The 19,086-nt window shown below is 54.6% G+C and carries 14 protein-coding genes and 1 tRNA gene; 5 read left to right on the forward strand and 10 right to left on the reverse strand.

The features are described 5' to 3' along the window. Positions 1-153: 153 nt before the first annotated feature. The 9 genes from A2V21_307910 to A2V21_307950 all read right to left on the reverse strand — a co-directional run bounded on the left by A2V21_307910 (position 154) and on the right by A2V21_307950 (position 10,419). Positions 154-1,326: a heme b synthase gene (locus A2V21_307910; GenBank protein OIJ75109.1), complete on the reverse strand. Its 1,173-nt coding sequence runs from the start codon at positions 1,324-1,326 to the stop codon at positions 154-156. Positions 1,327-1,400: 74 nt separating this feature from the next. Further along, positions 1,401-2,375, reverse strand: a complete 975-nt coding sequence (locus A2V21_307915; protein OIJ74193.1) for a delta-aminolevulinic acid dehydratase — start codon at positions 2,373-2,375, stop codon at positions 1,401-1,403. After that, on the reverse strand, positions 2,372-3,925 hold the full coding sequence (locus A2V21_307920; protein ID OIJ74194.1) for a uroporphyrinogen-III C-methyltransferase: 1,554 nt from the start codon (positions 3,923-3,925) through the stop codon (positions 2,372-2,374). The genes A2V21_307915 and A2V21_307920 overlap by 4 nt, the downstream gene beginning before the upstream one ends. 162 nt (positions 3,926-4,087) lie before the next feature. Continuing rightward, positions 4,088-4,849 (reverse strand): hypothetical protein, encoded by a 762-nt coding sequence (locus A2V21_307925; GenBank protein OIJ74195.1) that lies wholly within the window; start codon positions 4,847-4,849, stop codon positions 4,088-4,090. 61 nt (positions 4,850-4,910) lie between these two features. After that, positions 4,911-5,858: a hydroxymethylbilane synthase gene (locus A2V21_307930; protein OIJ74196.1), complete on the reverse strand. Its 948-nt coding sequence runs from the start codon at positions 5,856-5,858 to the stop codon at positions 4,911-4,913. Positions 5,859-5,924: 66 nt separating this feature from the next. Continuing rightward, positions 5,925-7,232: a glutamyl-tRNA reductase gene (locus A2V21_307935; protein ID OIJ74197.1), complete on the reverse strand. Its 1,308-nt coding sequence runs from the start codon at positions 7,230-7,232 to the stop codon at positions 5,925-5,927. A 27-nt stretch (positions 7,233-7,259) separates the two neighbouring features. Beyond that, a complete protein-coding gene (locus tag A2V21_307940) occupies positions 7,260-8,078 on the reverse strand; it encodes a c-type cytochrome biogenesis protein CcsB (protein ID OIJ74198.1) in 819 nt (272 codons plus the stop codon). Positions 8,079-8,102: 24 nt separating this feature from the next. Then, the gene (locus A2V21_307945; protein ID OIJ74199.1) at positions 8,103-8,786 is read right to left on the reverse strand and encodes a hypothetical protein; all 684 of its coding nucleotides are present in this window, start codon (positions 8,784-8,786) and stop codon (positions 8,103-8,105) included. A 175-nt stretch (positions 8,787-8,961) separates the two neighbouring features. Continuing rightward, on the reverse strand, positions 8,962-10,419 hold the full coding sequence (locus A2V21_307950; GenBank protein OIJ74200.1) for a hypothetical protein: 1,458 nt from the start codon (positions 10,417-10,419) through the stop codon (positions 8,962-8,964). A gap of 149 nt (positions 10,420-10,568) precedes the next feature. Here A2V21_307950 and A2V21_307955 point away from each other — a divergent pair, with 149 nt between their 5' ends. The 3 genes from A2V21_307955 to A2V21_307965 all read left to right on the forward strand — a co-directional run bounded on the left by A2V21_307955 (position 10,569) and on the right by A2V21_307965 (position 12,713). Beyond that, positions 10,569-10,898: a hypothetical protein gene (locus A2V21_307955; GenBank protein ID OIJ74201.1), complete on the forward strand. Its 330-nt coding sequence runs from the start codon at positions 10,569-10,571 to the stop codon at positions 10,896-10,898. Positions 10,899-10,961: 63 nt separating this feature from the next. Next, a complete protein-coding gene (locus A2V21_307960; GenBank protein ID OIJ74202.1) occupies positions 10,962-12,596 on the forward strand; it encodes a hypothetical protein in 1,635 nt (544 codons plus the stop codon). 41 nt (positions 12,597-12,637) lie between these two features. Further along, a tRNA-Met gene (locus tag A2V21_307965) sits at positions 12,638-12,713 on the forward strand. A gap of 126 nt (positions 12,714-12,839) precedes the next feature. On the opposite strand, the gene A2V21_307970 is transcribed toward A2V21_307965, so the two are convergent. Beyond that, positions 12,840-13,919, reverse strand: coding sequence for a hypothetical protein (locus A2V21_307970; GenBank protein OIJ74203.1), 1,080 nt, complete (start codon positions 13,917-13,919; stop codon positions 12,840-12,842). Positions 13,920-15,042: 1,123 nt separating this feature from the next. Here A2V21_307970 and A2V21_307975 point away from each other — a divergent pair. After that, positions 15,043-15,984, forward strand: a complete 942-nt coding sequence (locus A2V21_307975; protein OIJ74204.1) for a hypothetical protein — start codon at positions 15,043-15,045, stop codon at positions 15,982-15,984. A 283-nt stretch (positions 15,985-16,267) separates the two neighbouring features. Further along, complete coding sequence (locus tag A2V21_307980) at positions 16,268-18,277, forward strand: hypothetical protein (protein OIJ74205.1); 2,010 nt, start codon at positions 16,268-16,270, stop codon at positions 18,275-18,277. The last annotated feature ends 809 nt before the right edge of the window (positions 18,278-19,086 follow it).

Genomic DNA, 19,086 nt, shown 5'->3' on the forward strand with positions numbered 1-19,086 from the left:
TTATAGCCGATTTTCCTCTGCTTCGCCCCGTCGAGGCCCGCGATGGAGGGCTCTTTTAAGCCAGACCGCTTTATAGATTAAAACGCGCCATCTTTCAACCCAAAAAAAAGCGGGACGGAATCTTCCGCCCCGCTGTAAGGACAATCGTTATTTTTACCTGTGGACCTTTACCTGTCCCGCCTCAGTCGCCTTTTTCTCGTCCCTCGCCTTTTTAGCGGCATCGGTCGGCTGATAGGTGCAGAACGGCTCTTCGTCCATGTAGTCGCCGGTGAAGGCGAAGGCCCTTGCCCTGCACCCGCCGCAGACCTTCCTGAACTCGCAGTAGCCGCATCTGCCGTTATAGTCGTCCCAGCTTCTCATCTGCTGGAAGACCTTGGAGGTGTCCCATATGGTGTGGAAGGGCTCTTTCCTTATGTCCCCGCACTCCACGTCAAGGAAGCCGCATATCTGCACCTTCCCTGTGTTAGAGACGAAGGCGAAGGACTGCCCGCCCATGCACCCCTTGCTCATGGCGTCGAGGCCGTGGGTCTCAGGGGTGACGGTTATCCCCTTTTCGCGCTCCTTCTGCCTGAATATCCTGTAGTAGTGGGGGGCGCAGGTCGGCTTGAACTGAAGCGGCACCTTGTCCCTCATCTCGTGGAACCACGAGAGCGATTTTTCGTACTCCTCAGGCGTTATCTCCTGGTCCTTCAAGGCCGCGCCCCTTCCGGTCGGCACAAGGAGGAACGGATGGTGGGCCACAGCGCCGAGCGATATCACAAGCTCGAGTATCCTGGGAAGTTCGTGGAGGTTATGCTTTGTTATGGTGGTGTTGACCTGGAACGGGAGGCCGACCTTCTTTACGCTTTCGATAGCGGTCATGACGCTGGCGAAGGCGCCCTGGACGCGCCTGAAGTTGTCGTGGCTTTCCGCGGTGGCCCCGTCTATCGAGAAGCTCACGCGCTGTATGCCTGAATCTATCATCTTCCTGACGGTCTCCTCTGTTACGAGGAAGCCGCAGGGCGCCATGACCATCCTGAGCCCCAATTTGGTGCCGTGCTTCGCGATATCCCAGATATCGTCACGGAGCATCGGCTCGCCGCCGGTCATTATCATTATCGGGTTTGAGAAGGAGGCCACGTCTTCAAGGAGGTTGAAGCACTCCTCGGTCGTGAGCTCGTTGGGGTATGGGCCGAACCTGGCCGCCGCCCTGCAGTGTATGCAGTCGAGGTTGCAGGACCTTGTAAGCTCCCACGCGATGAGCTTGGGGAGCCACTTCCTCCCGCCGCTCTTGTCTACCCCTCCCGGTCCGCCGGGGTGTCCATGTCCGTGACCGTGCCCCTTCATCCCGGGGACCTCGTGTGGATGGCCTTTTGGCATGCTGCCGTGCATAAAGAGTCTCCTTTGTAGACTTCTTTGTCTTACTTCTGAAGAAGCTTTGCCGCGTCCTTCGCGAAGTAGGTGAGTATCATGTCGGCCCCGGCTCTCTTTATCGACGTGAGCGACTCCATCATGGCCCTGTCGCCATCGAGCCAGCCGCGCTCTGCCGCCGCCTTTATCATCGAGTACTCGCCGCTTACGTTATAGGCGGCAACCGGGTACCCGAACTCGTCCTTTATCCTTCTTATGATGTCGAGGTAGGGAAGCGCCGGCTTTACCATCACTATGTCCGCCCCTTCCTCTATGTCGAGCGCTGTTTCGCGCAAGGCTTCGTCCGAGTTGCCGGGGTCCATCTGGTAGCTGCGCCTGTCCCCGAACTTGGGCGTTGATTCCGCCGCGTCCCTGAAAGGGCCGTAAAAGGCGCTCGCGTACTTTGCCGAGTAGGCCATGACCGGGGTGTTGGAGAAGCCGTTCTCGTCGAGGGCGTCCCTTATGGCGCCTACCCTGCCGTCCATCATGTCAGAAGGGGCGACCATGTCCGCGCCCGCTTGCGCGTGGGATATGGCCTCCTTGCAGAGGAGATCGAGGGTGGCGTCGTTATCTACGTCTTTATTCCGTATGATACCACAATGGCCGTGCGAAGTGTACTCGCACATGCATACGTCGGTTATGACTGAGAGTTCCGGGGCGGCGGACTTTATGGCCTTTATAGCCTCCTGGACCGGGCCGTGCTGGTTGAAGGCGCTGGTGCCTTCCTCGTCCTTGTGCTCAGGGATGCCGAAGAGTATCACAGACGGGATGCCGAGGGCCTTTATCCCCTTCGCCTCTTTTTTGAGGTTATCTACCGATATCTGGTAGTGGCCGGGCATGGACTTTATCTCTTTTTTGACCCCCTTGCCGTATGTCACGAAAAGCGGGAATATGAAGTCATCGGGGCTGAGGGTGGTCTGCCTGACCATCCTCCTTAAGGTCTCGGTCTTCCTTAATCTTCTCGGACGGTAGATGGGGAAGTTCATTTTGGGTTCCTCTCAACGGGATTTTTGCCCTTTTTTGAAGAGAAATAATCGGCCATGGCCTTTGTAAGGGCAGGTATCGTGTAGTCTTTCGGCATGATGTCAACGCCTATGCCGTATTTTTTAGCCGTATCGGCGGTTATGGGGCCAATGCAGGCGACCTTGCAGCCCTTGATGAGCGCTGGCAGCTCCTTTTTGTTGAACATGGCAACGAAGTTCGTAACAGTCGATGAAGAGGTGAAGGTCACGATGTCGACCCCGCCCGAAAGGAGGAGTTTTTTTAATTCCCCCGCCTCTTTCGCGGGCTTTACCGTCTTATACGATGGCACCACGTCTATCCTGCCGCCGAGCCTTTTTATCTCTTCCGGGAGTATCTCCCTCGCCTTCATCGCCCTCGCAAGGAGGAACCTCTTCCCTTTTATGCTCCTTTTGCCAAGCGATTCAAGGAGCCCCTCTGCCTTAAATTCCTTTGGGGTAAGGTCTACCCTTATGCCGAGCCGTTCAACCGCTCTGGCGGTCATGGGGCCAATGGCGCAGATCTTGACACCCTTAAGCTCCCGTATGTCATAGCCGAGCTTGTAGAGCCTTTCGAAGAAGTATTTTACCCCGTTTACGCTCGTGAATATGGCCCAGTCATAAGATGATAGCTTTTTGACGGCGCTATCCAACGGCTTCCAGCTGGGCGGGGGTGTGGTCTTTATCGTGGGGAAGGCTATGGGCTCTGCGCCCTCTTTCTCCAGTATCGAGGTGAAATCCCCGGCCTGCTCAAGGGCCCTGGTAACGAGCACTCGTTTGCCGAAAAGCGGCTTGCTCTCGAACCAGTCGAGCTTCTTTTTAAGGCCGACGACGTCGCCCACGACGGTCACGACCGGGGGCTTAAGCCCCCTTGCCCTGGCAAGGCTTACGATGTTATCGAGCCTTCCGGCCAAAGAGACCTGCTTTGTCATGGTCCCCCAACGTATGAGCGCCACAGGGGTCGAAGGCGCCCAGCCGTTCTCAAGGAGCTTCCCGGTAATAAGCGGCAGGCTCTTCCAGCCCATGAGGAATACGAGGGTCCCCCTCCTGGTGGAGAGCCTGTCCCAGGCTATGTTCGTCCTCTCTTTAAGGGGGCTTTCCTGCCCCGTTATGAAGGTAACCGATGAGGCCAGATCCCTGTGGGTAAGCGGTATCCCCGCGTATGCCGGTGCCGCGATGGCTGAAGTGACGCCAGGGACTATCTCAAACTCTATGCCCTGGAGAGCGAGCTCCTCTGCCTCTTCGCCGCCCCTTCCGAAGATAAAGGGGTCTCCGCCCTTGAGCCTTACGACGGTTGCGCCCTTTTTGGCCTTTTTTATGATGAGCTTGTTTATATCTTCCTGCTCAAGGGTCTTCAAGCCGCCCTTTTTGCCGACGTAGATGGTCTCGGCCCCGGCCTTTCCGTACTCAAGGAGGCGCGAGTTCGCGAGAAAGTCGTATATGACGCAGTCTGCTTCCTTCAAGGCCTCAAGCCCTTTGATTGTAAGGAGCCCGGGGTCACCGGGGCCCGCCCCTACGAGATATACCTTGCCAGTCATATGAAGAGATCCTAACCCTCGTGGTTTATTTATACCAACGCCCCATTAAGGGAATTTCATTTTTTGGATTAAAAATTTTTAAAGAAAAACCATTATATCAAGGCAGGGCCCTTAATAAAACCGGAAAAACAAGGGTGAAAGGGCTTTGTGCCGCCGTCAAGGTTATTTTTTTGGCTTTGTCCGGGGCGGGCAGGCCGCTGGTTCTTCAGAGCCTGTCGCAAGGTCGTGGGTGAAGCACCTCGGGGGCAACTCCTGCATCCTGCAGTTGTCGAGCACAGTCCTTATCGTCACTTTCTTCGCGTTCACCGAGACAAGCTCGTAGCCTATGGGGCTTTCCGAGTCCTTGAGCGAGACAACGCTTCCCTCTTCACCGTTAAACCAGGCCACGCCGTAGTCGCAGTCAAGGTGGTAATCGCCTATGAACGATAGGGCGTCAAGCCAGGAGATATTATCAAGAGAGACCGATGCCTTGTCCCAGGGCAGGGCGGGGTCCAGCGCCAGCGCTATCGACGCTTCGGTGTCTGGCGCGGAGGCCCATGCCTCTACCGGCATTATGATGTAGTCCTCCTCCGGGCTCCAGAGCATGTTCTTGAAGATATCTTTTATCCTGGCCGGCCTGCCGGCCTTCTCCCATCCATATACGTCCGTGTAGGTCGAGCTTACGAGGGGCTCTATCTCCCCGTTCGGGATAAAGTCCACCCTGTACAGGATATTGTTTACGTTATCGACGTCTTCGAGCATCTCTTCTTTCGCGTACCTTGTGTGCGCCATCTCGGTGAATACGACTATATAGACGCCCTTCGGGGAGGTGAACTTCTCCTGTCTGAAGATGTCTGCCTGAGCCCCCGGCGAGGCGAATATGAAGATGAGTAGAACGAGAAACGGCAGGAGAGTTGATTTTAGAAAGGTAAGTTTAGTAGCCATCATCTTTGGAATGAAAAAAAGGGCCCATGCCAGCGGCTGTGGGCCCTTTTCAGTTACTTTTTCAGGCCGACCCTGGGGGCTTGACCTCGTAGAGGTCTTTAAGGATATCGTATGCCCCCATCTGAAGGAGCTTTTCCGCCAGCTCAACTCCGAGCTTCTCGCAATCGTCCCTGCGCCCTGAGATGGCGCTTTTAAGTATCGTCTTGCCGTCGGTGCTGGCCACAAGCCCCGTTATTCTGATGGTGTCTCCCGCAAGCTCTCCGTGGGCCGCGATGGGCACCTGGCAGCCGCCCTCAAGCCTTTTGAGGAGCGCCCTTTCTCCCCTTACGCAGTATGAGGTCTCAGGGTGGTCGAAGAAGGCGACAAGGCCGTTTATGTAATCGTCATCCGTCTTCGTCTCTATGCCGAGCGCGCCCTGGCCAATGGCCGGGAGGCTCAGGTCCACAGGCAGCAGCTCTGTGATCTTATCTGCCCAGCCGAGCCTTTTTACCCCCGCGCCCGCCAGTATTATGGCGTCGAAGTCACCGTTGTCGAGTTTTTTCATGCGAGTGTCGAGGTTGCCTCGAAGCTGCAGTATCTCGAAGTCGGGGCGTAAGCTCAGTATCTGGGCCTGCCTCCTTAAGCTCGACGTGCCTATCCTGGCGCCCTTTGGAAGGTCGAGGAGCCTCACTTTATTTTTGCTGAATACGGCGTCTCGCGGGTCCTCCCTCTCTGTTATACAGCGCAGATGCAGCCCGTCGGGGAAAAAGGTGGGCACGTCCTTCATGGAATGGACCGCGAGGTGGGCCCTGCCGTCAAGGAGCGCCTCTTCTATCTCTTTTACAAAGAGCCCCTTGCCGCCGACCTTGGCGAGCGGCACGTCGAGGATCTTGTCCCCTGTCGTCTTTATCTTGTTGAGTGTTACCTCGAGCTCAGGGTGTCTTTTTTCTATCTCGCTCTTTACCCAGTTCGCCTGCCAGAGCGCGAGCTGGCTGCCCCTGGTGCCTATGATTATCGTCTTCTTCAAAATAAGTCCCCTTATCTTTTGCTCAGAGCGCCATAACTTCGCATGCCTGCGTTGTTCCGACGTTCTGTTTTAGTCGTCGTTGCTCTGGGCCGCCTTTTTTACGGCCTCTTCGTCGATGGTCAGGTCGAAGAGCTTCCTGATGGTGTCTATATAGAGGTCTCCCTCTATCTTGTTCGCCTCGCGCTTGAGGTGCGTTACCGGGTGGTGGAGGATCTTGTTGACTATGGCGGAGGTCATGGCCTCAAGGACCTTAAGCTCCTTTTCGCCCAGGCTCGGGATAGTCGAGACCGCCTTGGCGAGCTCGGCCTTTCTAACCGAGTCGAATGACTTTCTGAGGGCTATTATGGTGGGCACAACGTCAAGCGATTTTATCCACCTGTAGAATAGTTCTATCTCCTCGGCTATTATCCCTTCCGCCTGCAGGGCTTCCTTTTGCCTCTCATGCAGGTTCGCCACGACCACGCCCTGCAGGTCGTCGACGTCGTAGACGTAGCAGTTGTCTATTGTGTTGACCTCCGGGTCCACGTTCCTTGGCACCGAGATGTCGATGAAGAACATGGGCCTGTTCTTCCTCTCGCGCATCACGTCGTGGATCTGCTCCGGCTTTATTATGAAGTTTGGCGAGGCGGTCGAGGCGATGACGATATCGACGTTCTTGAGGTAGTGGGGGAACTCCCTGAACATGATGGCGGTGCCGCAGAAGCATTTCACGAGATCTACGGCCTTCTCATAGGTCCTGTTCGCCACCAGTATCTCCCTGACCCCGTTGCTCTGAAGGTGCCTGGCGGCAAGCTCCGCCATCTCTCCGGCGCCTACGAGCATGCAGGTCTTTCCGGCAAGTTCGCCGAATATCTTTCTGGCGAGCTCTACCGCGGCGAAGCTTATGGATACCGCCGATTCGCCTATCTTCGTCTCTGTCCGCACCCTCTTGGCGACCTGGAAGGCCTTGTGGTAGAGCTTGTTGACTATGATCCCGGCGGTGTTGTGCTGGACCGCGTAGCCGTATGAGTCCTTCACCTGGCCGAGTATCTGCGGCTCTCCCATGACCATCGAGTCGAGCCCGGCGGCCACCCTGAAAAGGTGCTTCACCGCCTCCTCTCCCTGGTGGACGTAGAGGTGCTCATCGAGCTTCTCAAGGGGTATTGAGTGGTAGTCCGAGAGGAACCGCTTTATCTGCCAGGTCCCCTTCTCTATCTCGCTCGTGATGGCGAGCACCTCGACCCTGTTGCAGGTCGAAAGTATGACGCCTTCGGCCAGGCCGTAGTGGTTCGTGAGCCTGGCGAGAGGCTCGCCAATGGTCTGGGAGGGGAATGAGAGCTTCTCCCTTATCTCGATGGGCGAGGTCTTATGGTTGAGTCCGACTATTACGAGGTTCATCCCGAATCCGCCTGAGTAGCTTTTAACTTAGCGAGCGAGCCCGTGCGCTCCGCCTGACAGAATATTTATGATGAAGTAAGAGCCTATGAGGCTCACAAAGGCCACCCCGGAGAGTATGGCGGCCTTCCGGCCCCTCCATCCGGCGGTAAGCCTGCCGTGGAGGAGCGCCGCGTAAAGGAACCAGGTTATGAGCGACCAGACCTGCCTGTGCTTCCATTCCCAGTAGCTCCCTATGGCGTACTCTGACCATATGGCGCCGGTGATGATGGCCGCCGTAAGGAGCGGGAAGCCGTACTGGAGGCACTTGTAGTTAAGCTCGTCGATGGTGTCGAGCGAGGGGAGGACGAAGAAAATGCCGCGGAGCTTCCTGGTCTTGAGGTACCTGTCCTGGATGATGTACATTATCCCCAGGAGGAAGGCCAGGGCGAAGAACGCGTTGCCGAGGAAAGCGAGGACCACGTGGACCGGGAGCCAGTAGCTTTCAAGGACCGGCGCGAGCGGCACTAACTGCTTTGGCAGGAACGAGGCCGTTATAAGGAGAAGCAGGGCGAAAGGGCTTACGAAGGCGCCCAGCACCCGTTGCCTGTATTTAATGGCCAGTATGAGAAAGAGCGTGACCGTGATCCATGAGAAGAAGATCAGAGAGTCGTGGAAGCTGGTGGCGGGGGTGCGGCCTGAGGCGGCCCAGCGGGTTATTATAGTGGCGGTGTGAAATACGTATCCGGTTACAAGGACCCATTGGGCTACAGAGAGGAGCCTCTCTTTTCTGGCAAAAAGGTATGCTGAATAAAGGACCGTAGTCACCAGGTATACCGCCGCTGTTATATGAAAAAATATTTCGCTCACCTTGCCTGAACGACCACGGACACCTTAAGGGCGCCCGCTCTCCTTTTTTATATTTATCCCAAGCCTGGACAGGGTGTACGCTTCTCCAAGCCTGGCCTTAAGGACCGAATTTATCTCTCTGGAGCGCCCCTCCTTAATGAGCCCTGGCAGGGGAGATCTCACCAAATCCTTGATAATACTTTCTTTTTTATCACGACTGAGGCCGGTTTTCAACAGCTTCTTCCGGGCCGCCCCCAGTATCTCAAGAAAAACCTCGTACTCGGCGCCTATGCACTCCTCAAGCGCCTCCCTGAGCATCCTGGCAAGATAGGGGCTTTTGCCAGAGGTGGAGATGGCTATTACGAGCGCCCCCCTGTCCACTACCGATGGGACTATGAAGCTGCAGCGCTCAGGGTCGTCGACAACGTTCACGAGTACGCCCGCAGCTTCAGAGTCCCGGTAGATGGACCAGTTCGCCTCTTTGGAACCGGTGGCGGCTATTATCAGGAAATGCCCCGTCACATCTCCCTGCCTGTAGGCCCGCTTTTCAAGCGTTATCGTCCCCTCGTCCGAAAGGCCGGCAAGCGCCTTTGTCACCCTTGTGGCGACCACATCAACCCTTGCGCCCGCGGCCAGGAGGCTCAATGCCTTTCTCTGGGCCACGGAACCGCCGCCTACCACCAGGCAGGCCCTGTCCTTGAGATCGAGGAAAACCGGATAATAACGCATACCTTTAGCGAGGGGAAGCAAAGCGACCGCCGTCAGCCGCTTACGGGGGATTCTCTGTCCCATTCGGGGAATCCCCCCTTCCCGTCTGTATTATCTATCGGCAAGATTAAAAACAAGTAAAAGGAATCTTTAAAAAATCGTAATCTGGGCTAAGCCCCGGAAGCGTAATAGCGGCTTACTCCAGCTCTCCCAAAAACCACTTCTCGTTGCCGTGTATGTCCGCGAAGACCAGCATGACGCCGCCCTTTACCTTCTCGATGGGAAAGCGGAGCTCAAAGCCGTTTTTCTCCAACTCTGCCGCGGTGTGGAAGGCGTCGAAGCGAAAGACCTCGCCGTCGAAATCGAAGTCCAGGGCTACGGATGACAGGGCCTCTTTCCCTTCCGGCCCAGTATGATGCGCGCTTGAGAACCGTTCGATCCTGACCACGCATTCGCCCGCCGTCTCATCTATTGAGTAAGCGCATTTGACCTGAGGGGCGTGGTCGTCTCCTTCGCACTCGCATCCTTCCCTGGCGAGCACGTCAAAGGGCGCTGCTGCCTTCCCATATCTTTTCCCGGGGTCGTCTATATCCCTGGAATCCTTTATCGTAAGGAGCCTTTTTTCTATCGTATGAATGGCGAGTTCGCCTGAATCGACCCCCACCCATCTCCTGCCGAGCTTTTCGGCTGTGGCGGAAGCGGTGCCTGCCCCTGCAAAGCAGTCGAGCACGATATCGCCTTTGTTCGAGGCGGCCTTCACGACGCGCGCGAGGAGCGCCTCCGGCTTCTGCGTGGGGTAGCCGGTCTTTTCAGCCTCCGAGAGGTGCATGGCGTCCGGTATGTCGTCCCATACATCTCCGACGAGCTTGTCTTCAATGACCCAGTCGCCGTCCTCGCGGAGGAAGTACTTTATCCTTATATTGCCGGTCCTGGTCCTGTAGATCCGGTTCTCTTTTGAGAGCGCCTTTATGCTCTCATCGGTATAGTCTCCCCTCGGCGAGGTCTTGAACCAGCGGCCGTCTTCGTCTCTTTTGAAGCCGCTCCCCTTTTTGGGGACCCTTTTCCCGATGGTCAGCTGGTTGAAGACGTGACGCGCCCCCTTGCCGTACCACAGGAGTATGTCGTGGTTCCGGGAGAACTGCCCTGCCACCGCCTTCGCCCCCCTGCCTCCGTAGCTCCAGATGATATCGTTAAGGAAGTTCTTTTCACCAAAGACCTCGTCGAGCACGATCTTTATATAGTGGGCCTTTTTCCAGTCGAGGTGGACGAAGATGGAGCCGTCCTCCGTAAGGAGTTCGCGGAGCACGATGAGCCTCTTCCGGAGGGACTCGACGAACTCGGCGCCGGTTATCTTGTCTTTATACGCCCGCTGGTTATGCCTGCCCCTGAACTCAAGGTTGGTGGAAAAGGGCGGGTCGATGTATACGAGCCTCGCGCCGGTAGAACCGTCAGCGCACTTGAGCGCCCCTTTTTTTTTCATCTCCAGCAAGGAAAGGAGCGCCCCGAGGTTGTCTCCTGATATAAGGAGGTTCCTCCAGCCGTTCCCGCCCCTTGAGGATTTCATCTTCCAGAGCGGGGCGCCGCCGGAGGACAAGACCTCTCCAGCGGCTGTCTTGTCCTTATAGATAAGCTCGTAGTCGCTTTGCGCCCCCAAAAGACCCTCCAGGGTTTTAATAGTCGGAGGGATTATACCAGAATCATCAAAGGCTACCTCTAAAAATCGTTCATGCGATTTCCACTTGATTATGCCACGCTGAAATCGGATTATATTTATCTGACATTTTTAAGACTGGGGGGATATCCGTGAAATCATACAGGCTGCATACGTTCGTCTGCCAGGGCAAGCAGTGCTCAGCGAAGGGCTCTGAGGCGATACATGAAAGTTTAAAGGAGAAGATCAGGGACCGCGGCCTTAAAGGAGAGGTAAAGTCGTCGAGGTCGGGCTGTCTTGGCGTATGCAGGGAGACCGGTGTGGCGGGCGAGTACTCCCCGGTCATCGTCGTCTACCCCGAGGGCACATGGTACAGGAACGTGACCATAGAGGATGTGGACGAGATAATCGAAAAGCACCTTAAAGGGGGGCAGCCCGTTGAAAGGCTGCTCCATTTCAGGCTTGATACCAAAACAGTTTGACCGGCCTTGCGCGCCCGGTTAAAATAAAGGGTGCCTCTAAAAATACTTCAAAGGCAGGTCTTCATGATGAGATTACTCGCAAGGTTTTCAACCCTTCTGGCGTTTGTATTTATTGTCATAGGCTCAGCCCATGCTGAAGGGGCCAAGGCGGCAAAGTCGCTTGCCGTCCTCCCCTGGAACGTGAACTCGGCCGAGAATATGGACTTCGTAAGGAACGCGATGTCAGACATGCTCGCTTCCCGGCTCGGCGGCTCAGTAGAGCTTATCAGGCCCGACCTGGTAAGAGGCGCGGTAGCCGAGAAGTCCGGGGGGAAGGCTGTGCTTAACGACAGCTCGGCCCTTGAGGCCGGGGCAAGGCTCAAGGCGGACTATGTCCTGTTCGGGAGCGTCACCGTCTTTGGCAAGGCCGTGAGCATGGACGCGAAGCTCGTCAACGTGGCAACGGGAGAAGCGACCCCGTTCGCCTCTCAGTCAACAGGGCTTGAGTCTATAATCGGACTTACGGACAGGCTCTCTTCCGACGTCCTTGCCGCGCTCGATCCTTCCAAAGCGCCTGCGCAGAAGGCAGAGCCGGTAAAGGCGCTCTCATCCGCCGGCCTGCCGTCACCGCCAAAGGAAGAGGGCGCCGGGGAAGAGTTCATCGTGAAGGCGAAGACCGAGCGGCAGAGGCCTGTTGCCTGGAAGAGCGGCCAGATGGATGGCGTGTTCGTGGCCATGACAGCCGCGGACCTTGACAGGGACGGAAAAAAGGAGCTCTTCTTGATATCAGGGGGCAAGATAGTCGTCGGCGCCTATATGCCCGATGGCTTCAAGGTCATTCACGAGATAGAGGACAGGACAGGGTCGAATATAGCCATATCATCAATAGACGCTGACGATGACGGGACTCCAGAGGTATATGTTTCGAGGATATCGGGGAACAAGGCGGAAAGCGCCATGCTCGAGTACAGGGACGGCTCTTACAAGATAACCGCGAGGGATATCGAGTGGCTTCTTCGCACGGTCCAGGTAGACGCGGCAGCGCCTGTGCTCGTGGGGCAGAGGTTCAGACAGATAGACGGCTTCTACGGCGGCCTGGCGGTATTAAGGAAAGAGGGGGAGAAGCTCGTTGAAAAGGGTCCTTTAAATATCGAGCTTCCGGCAAAGGTCGACCTCTTCAGGTTTGAGGCCTTTACGCTTACCGGTTCAGGCGCGGTAGACCTTGTTACAGTTGACGACAGGGAGTATCTGAAGGTCTATGCAGGCAAAGATGGCGGCAAGGGTTGGGCTCCCTCTTACAGGAGCGCCGATTTTTACGCGGGCACCCTCAATTATATAGCGCTCAAGGCTGAAACCCCCGGGTCGCCAGACCCAGAGCCTATCCCGGTAGAGGGCAGGTTCTTTCATCTTGATATGGATAAGGACGGCTTGAGGGAGCTGGTCATAAAGAAGAACACGCCCGGCGGCCTTGGCAGGAGCGCTGCGCGCCCGATCACCTTTAAGACAGGTGAGATAATAAGCCTTTCCTGGGACAAGGACGGCGGGACCGTATCCGAGAACTGGCGGACAAAGCCGGTGGAAGGGTATATCGCGGATTTCATGGTCGAAGACCTTGACGGCGACGGCAACCAGGAGGTGACGATGCTGGTGGTCACAGGGACCGGGAAGCTCTTCGGGACATTAAAAAGTTATATACTTTCACATCGGATTTCGCTATAATTCTCGGCCTTGGATTTAAATTCGTCCATGCCTTTCAGCAAGGCGGTGTAGCTCAGTTGGCAGAGCAGGGGTCTCATAAGCCCCGCGTCCGTGGTTCGACTCCACGCACCGCCACCAAATAAAAACCCTTCAAAACACCCCGATTCTCAAGGTCTTTTTAAATATTTAACGCTTACCTGGATGGATTTTTTCAACATCCTGTTAGAGGAGCAATCTTTTCTACTCTCAAGGATGTGAGCGCGGCTATCGGTTTGATATCGAAGAGGCTGGGGCTATGGCAGGTTTTCTGCCGAGTTTTTTGATTATGAGCTTCCTTACCGGCTTCTCGAACAAAATCCAGACAAGAGAGCACCAGGCAACAAGTGCAATGAAGTATGCAGGGTAAAGAAAGCGCTCGGGGATGAACCAGAGCCGATGGCCGTAAACCATGTAGGCGTATATCAGCGGGCTATGGAATATATAGATGGTGTAGCTGATCTCGCCTAAGAAAACAAAAGGGCGTAATTTGAGGCCCCTGGAGATATAACCGGACTGCAAGGCAGTTACGAAAATTAGTCCGGCAAAAAGAAGGCTGGCCCCGCTTCTCCTTATATAGATGTAAGTCCCTGAGCCGAGCTCAGGGCCAATGATGCCGGATGTCATGACAAGATTGGCGAAAAAGGCGATGGCAATTACAAAGGCGATCTCAAGGACCGTGACCGTTATAGCGGACCATCGGATCTTATGCCTGTATTCCTTCCACAGAAAGCAGGTCCATATGCCAAGACAGAATTCGAATAAACGGGTCAATGGAAGCGCATATATAAGGCCGATGTTGGTCAACTGGTAAGAAGAAGCATCTTTGTTGTGAGGAAGGTCCATATAATTCGATATCAAAACCATCAGCAGGGCCAGGCCGGCTGCAAGTATTATTTTTGTCCTTCCGGTAGAGATAAAGTTTTTTATCAGAAAAGGGAAAAAGAGATAAAACGCAAACTCTGTCGAGATGGACCAGGATGGCACATTGAAGGAATAATAAATATCTTTAAATGGAAACCATGAGTGCAGGAGGAAAAGATTTAGCGTGAATATATATGGACTGGGTGTTAGCGAAAAAAGGCCAAAAGCCAGCAAAAACAACAGGGCGAGCGCATGGACAGGCCAGATACGGGCTACACGCCTGATCAGGAAATTCCTGATGGCAGGGCCTTCAAGCGTTGGATAAACATAGGCGAGAATGAAACCTGAAAGTACGAAAAAAAATGAAACCGCCTCAGTCAGGGCGAAGGTGGTAAGGAAGTCTTCAGGCACTCCGAGGGTGCCCCTGGCGTGGACAAAGATCACGAAAAAGGCCGCAAAAAACCTCAGGGATGTTAAGGAATCAATTCGATCCATAGATGAACTTGGTCGCCAGTTGCTTCCCCGCAGATGGCTTGGGCCAAGCGAGTGAACTGTAATAGGTTGTATATTCGAAGATTTTCCGCGGTCTTCCGCCGGAAGATTTAATGTCTCACAATGGGATTTAAAATCCCTCGTCTTACAGGCGAAGACTTCCAGTGCGTCGCTGAAAGCGCGATATCAAATGTGGAAGCGATGGATATTCCTGGTCCCCTTCTTTCCTAAAGAGGGGTCAGGGGAGATTATCTTGAAGTCATTATAATCCCCCTTAGTCCCCATTTGGAAAAGGGGGAGATTTCAGTCGGGTTTTCAGCCGACTGTTTTTCGAACCTGCCGCCTTCCAGGCGGTAGTGGTTTAATTATGACGAAAGCTCAGGAAAATGGCAACGAAAAAGATAATCGGAGGAATATTGTAAAGAAACCGCTGTTATGACAGGCTCCCAGGATGGCCCCTCATCCCGACTCTCTCCCCGGATGGAGTAACCCCGCAAGCCCTGGGGCTTGGTAGATTTATAGACCTTTTTGTGTGAGATTCACGAGATTTTAATGAAGGCGCTCTGCGAGCCGGGGGGTTATAACCGGCCTTGTTGTGTTTGACCCTGCCGCGCCTAACATGTTGAATTATCGTGGTTTTTTTCAAAAGAGGTTCGGGCGGGAGATTTTTTTGCCAAAAGCCACTCACTTTCCTATTGACAAAAGGATGTATTTTGGATTAGTATTGCGTTAAAGGATATTTAATAAATATCGTATACCTGAAAAAGGTTTTGAACTGATGGCGGTTCAAGGCCGGATCCTTAAAAGATTCAAACTGTAAACGCACGTCGTTGTTTTTCCGGACCTGAGCTGATGGCGGCTTGGGCAGGCCCACCGGGCCTGGTCGTTCCGGAAGCGCGGATAGGAGATCCGCAAGCAACTCCGCTGCAAGTGGGTTTGAGCTGATGGCGGTTCAGATTACACGCGGCAACTGAAGACCTCCTGGCTGGTCTTCAGAGAATTCAAGATCCAACGTCAAGCCAGGTGTGAAACTGAACTGAACCTAAACCTACTTGTGAACTTAAAGGAGTTAAACATGAAAAGGCTTGCGTTAGCTTCTCTCATCGCTCTTTCAGCTGGCTTCGTAGCAGTTGGTACCTCATTCGCCGCTGATGATGCCGGCACAATCGCAGGCGGCGCCTTCGATGCTGGCGATGCCGCCAGCGGTATCGGCCAGTCAAGGCATAACCTCGGTTCCCTCGGTAACAAGGCGAACACCTCCTTCTTCACCTCCACCGGGACATCCGAGATCTGCGTATTCTGTCACACGCCTCACCACACCAGCACCACAGGCGCGGGCCCGCTCTGGAACAGGGGCGCTTCCCAGACCTCCTTCACCGCCTATAGCACCACCATCGCAGGCACCCCCGTCGCCGCGCCTGGCGCGGGTTCGCTCGCTTGCCTCAGCTGCCACGACGGTACCACCACCTTTGACAACATCGCCAACAAGCCTGGCAAGGGTCTCGGTGGCTCGTCTATCGGCGCTTCCGGTGACCAGAACTGGTACTTCTTCAAGGACAACAGCGCCCTTCAGACCAACACCGCCTCTGACGATGAGATCGGCAACTCTTCGACCTCCAGGCTTAACGTGGGCGGCACCAACAGCTCCGGGATCTCCAACGACCATCCGGTTGGTGTGACCTACTCCGGCGGCACGAAGGCCTCTCTCAGGCAGACTTCGCTTACCATCTCTAACATCAGCGTAAGCGCTGACCTCGCCTCGAGCGCCGGTACCTTCGATGACGGCAACCTTGCCCAGAACCGTTGGGCTGTGAACGGATTCATCTCCTCGACAGCGTCCATCGCTGACCTCCTCAGGGGCGGCCTCGTAGAGTGCACCACCTGCCATGACCCCCACTTCAGGAACAGGTCCTGGACTGAGGCCGAGACGGTTGATGCCTACACCGATGGTATGTTCCTCAGAAGGGTCGGCGGTAACGCCGGTTCCGGCGTCTGCAGAACCTGCCACGAGAAGTAAGCTTTTTACCTGCACCACAGAAGGGCGGGCCCTCGGGCCCGCCCTTTTTTTTCTCAATAGCCGCGACAGTAACCGCACCGTGCTGGTCTCAAGGCGCTCGCCGTAAAATCTGACCGACCCGGACGTTCCAGCGGCCAACGCTCGTGGGGCTGTGAAAAACACTTTTTGGTGAGCCCCAGGGGTGGGGCGAGACAAGAATCGAACAGTTGGTTATATATATTTGTCTTTGGCTCCTCAGGACGACAACTTTGGAGACTTTTTCAGAAACTGTCAGGGAGCAGAAGTGATATTTCATCCAGACATAAGCGCCTTGATCGAAGATAATCTCCCGACGATTTTCCTCATATACGGCTTCAGCTTCTTCTATGTAGCGCTCGCGATCCTCTTTAGCATGAAGACCTTGAGGTCTATAGGGCTCTTCGGCGCCTTCGTCTTTCTCTTCCTCTTCTCCGTCATCCATGGCTCGGTAGAGTGGCTTGACACATACAGGCAGTTCAGCATTCAGCTATACGGAGCTGACGTGAGCGAGCGCGTGCTCTATCTCAGGTCATATATGCTCTCCTCGTCATTCGTCTTCATGCTGCTTTTCGGCATGACGCTATTTTCAAAAGTCGCCGGCTCTATAAGGCTTGCCAGGCTCTCAACGGTCATCGGGATAACGCTGGTGGTATTTTTCGCCGTACTCTTTAAATTATCGGCGGATGACAGCCTGGATAAGATCGAGGCGTTCAGCAGGGTATTGCTGGGCTTCCCTTCGGCGGCCTTCGCTGGAGCCGCCTTTTACATGCTCTCAAGGAAGGACTATGACACCTTCCTTCCTGAGCACCATTCCTGGTACTTCAGGTACAGCTGCTATATCATTGTGCTATACGGAGTATTTTCGGGCCTCGTTGTCCCCAAGACCCAATTCCTGTTCGCGGACATCATTAACCAGAGGAGCTTTTTCGAGTACACCGGCTTGCCGGTTCAGGTCCTGAGGGCCTTTTGCGCGGTGGCCATATCGTATTTCATGATAAGGGCCATGGCCTTGAAGATATCCCAGCGGCTCATGGGCATCCTGGGGACGTTCTTTCTCCTCTTCTTTATCTTCGGCATGACCGGCTATATAAACCTGAAGCTGGTGATAAACAGCTATGAGACGATTACAAAATTAAAGGCCGAAGAGAGCCAGTTCTCCGACCTCGCGGCCTCCTTCGACAGGATATACGCGCTGCAGGGGGTGAAGGGCGACAGGGAGGCCAGGATACTCCTTGATGAGCAGCTAAGCGTATTCGGAACCGCGCTTGAGAAAACAAGGGCCCTGAGGCACACGGACCCGAGGGAGAACGCCCTCATTGAGGACCTGGCAAGGTTCTATGATGAGGCTATTGCCGCCCGTTCTGATTTCAGGATAAGCAGGGCCGGGATGGAGAAGTTCAAATCAGCTATTGGCGAAGTAAGGCTGCTGCATTCTTCTGAGATCGGCGAACAGTCGGCGCTGGTGGCGAAAATAATAGAGAATTCATTGTATCTGCGTTTCATGGTCCTCGCGGTATCCGTTGGGGCGTTCCTCTTTATCTGGTATTCGATACACAGGACCATAATACAGCCCATCAGGAACCTGAGGGCCGGCGCCACCCAGCTCGCCGGAGGAAACCTGCAATACAGGATATCGATAAAAACGGCTGACGACCTGCAGGAGCTGGCCGACGACTTCAACGTGATGAGAGAAAAGCTCCTTGAGCGTACCGAAAAGCTTGCCACCACGGCAAGGGAGATGGAAGAGCTATCGACGCACGACGGGCTCACGGGACTCTATAATTACAGGTACTTCCATAACCGCCTGAAAGAGGAGATGCAGAAATCGGCAAGGGCGGGCGCGCCGCTTTCGGTGATGCTGATGGACCTCGATAACTTCAAATTATATAATGACAGGCACGGGCATCCAGCGGGGGACCTCCTCCTTAAGACCGCTGCGGAGATCTTCAGGCAGACGCTACGCGGCACCGACCTTATCTGCAGGTATGGAGGCGAGGAGTTCGTGGCCATATTGCCCAATACCGGCAAGGAGGGGGCGATTGTGGCGGCAGAGAACGTCAGGGCCAATATGGAAGGGCACGACTTCCCGCACAGGGAGACACAGCCCCTTGGCGCCGTGACTATCACCATAGGAGTGGCGCAGTACCCTGAGGACGCAACAAGCGCAGACGAGCTTGTCAAATGTGCCGATGACCTGATGTACAAGGCTAAAAAAGAGGGCAAGAACAAGGTCTACGCAGTGACGTGCAGCGCTGTTAAAGCCCAGATTGTTTGAGCCTGCTAAAGCAATCCATGGACGGATTGCCGGCTCGATGGCGTTAAGAAAAACCCACTTGACGGATTTTTTAAAACAGGCTACAATATCCGTGTAATATATCTCACCTCGACAAACATCCCGTTCTTCAGCGTAAAATCCCGTGAATTTGTTCCAGGCAATTGATTAAAGCTTTTTAGCAATTTTGAATTTTTTTGATGAGCCGGGCCTTGCCTGTGCCAGTTCACAGGAAATTTAAAATTTTGAACATGGTCGGCGAGCGCAATCCCTGCAAGTATTAACTGCGGGGTCTGGCGAGCGAAGTGTAATGGTTGTTTTTTTCATTACATGTCGAAGATTCCCCGTAGCTTCCAGCGGGGAGCTTCAACTTATCACTCAGATAGCGATACCCGGTAAGGAGGTAATGAGGTAAGAAAAACAAGTGTCATCTCTTATTAAAGGACCTGTCAAGACAACCCATCCTGAAAAACCACATCCCGACCCAAAATAAACCGGCTTAAGGCAAGTCTTTAATGTCTCACAATGGGACCTGAAATCCCTCGCCTTACAGGCGAAGACTTCCAGTGCGTCTAATGAGATTTTCAAGCTTACGTCCCATGCCAGGCTGAAAGCGCGATATCAAATGGAAGCGATTAATCTCCCTCTATCCCCCTTTAGAAAAGGGGGAGATTTCAGTCGGGCTTTCAGCCGACTATTTTTCGAACCTGCCGCTTTCCAGGCGGTAGTGGTTCAGTCGATACAGCCAGGCAAGAGCATGGAACGGCTATTTTAAACGCGGTTTGCGCCGCTCAGGCGAAAAACTCATGCCC

It is taken from the genome of Deltaproteobacteria bacterium GWC2_55_46, from assembly GCA_001595385.3.
Classification (GTDB): domain Bacteria; phylum Desulfobacterota; class GWC2-55-46; order GWC2-55-46; family GWC2-55-46; genus UBA5799.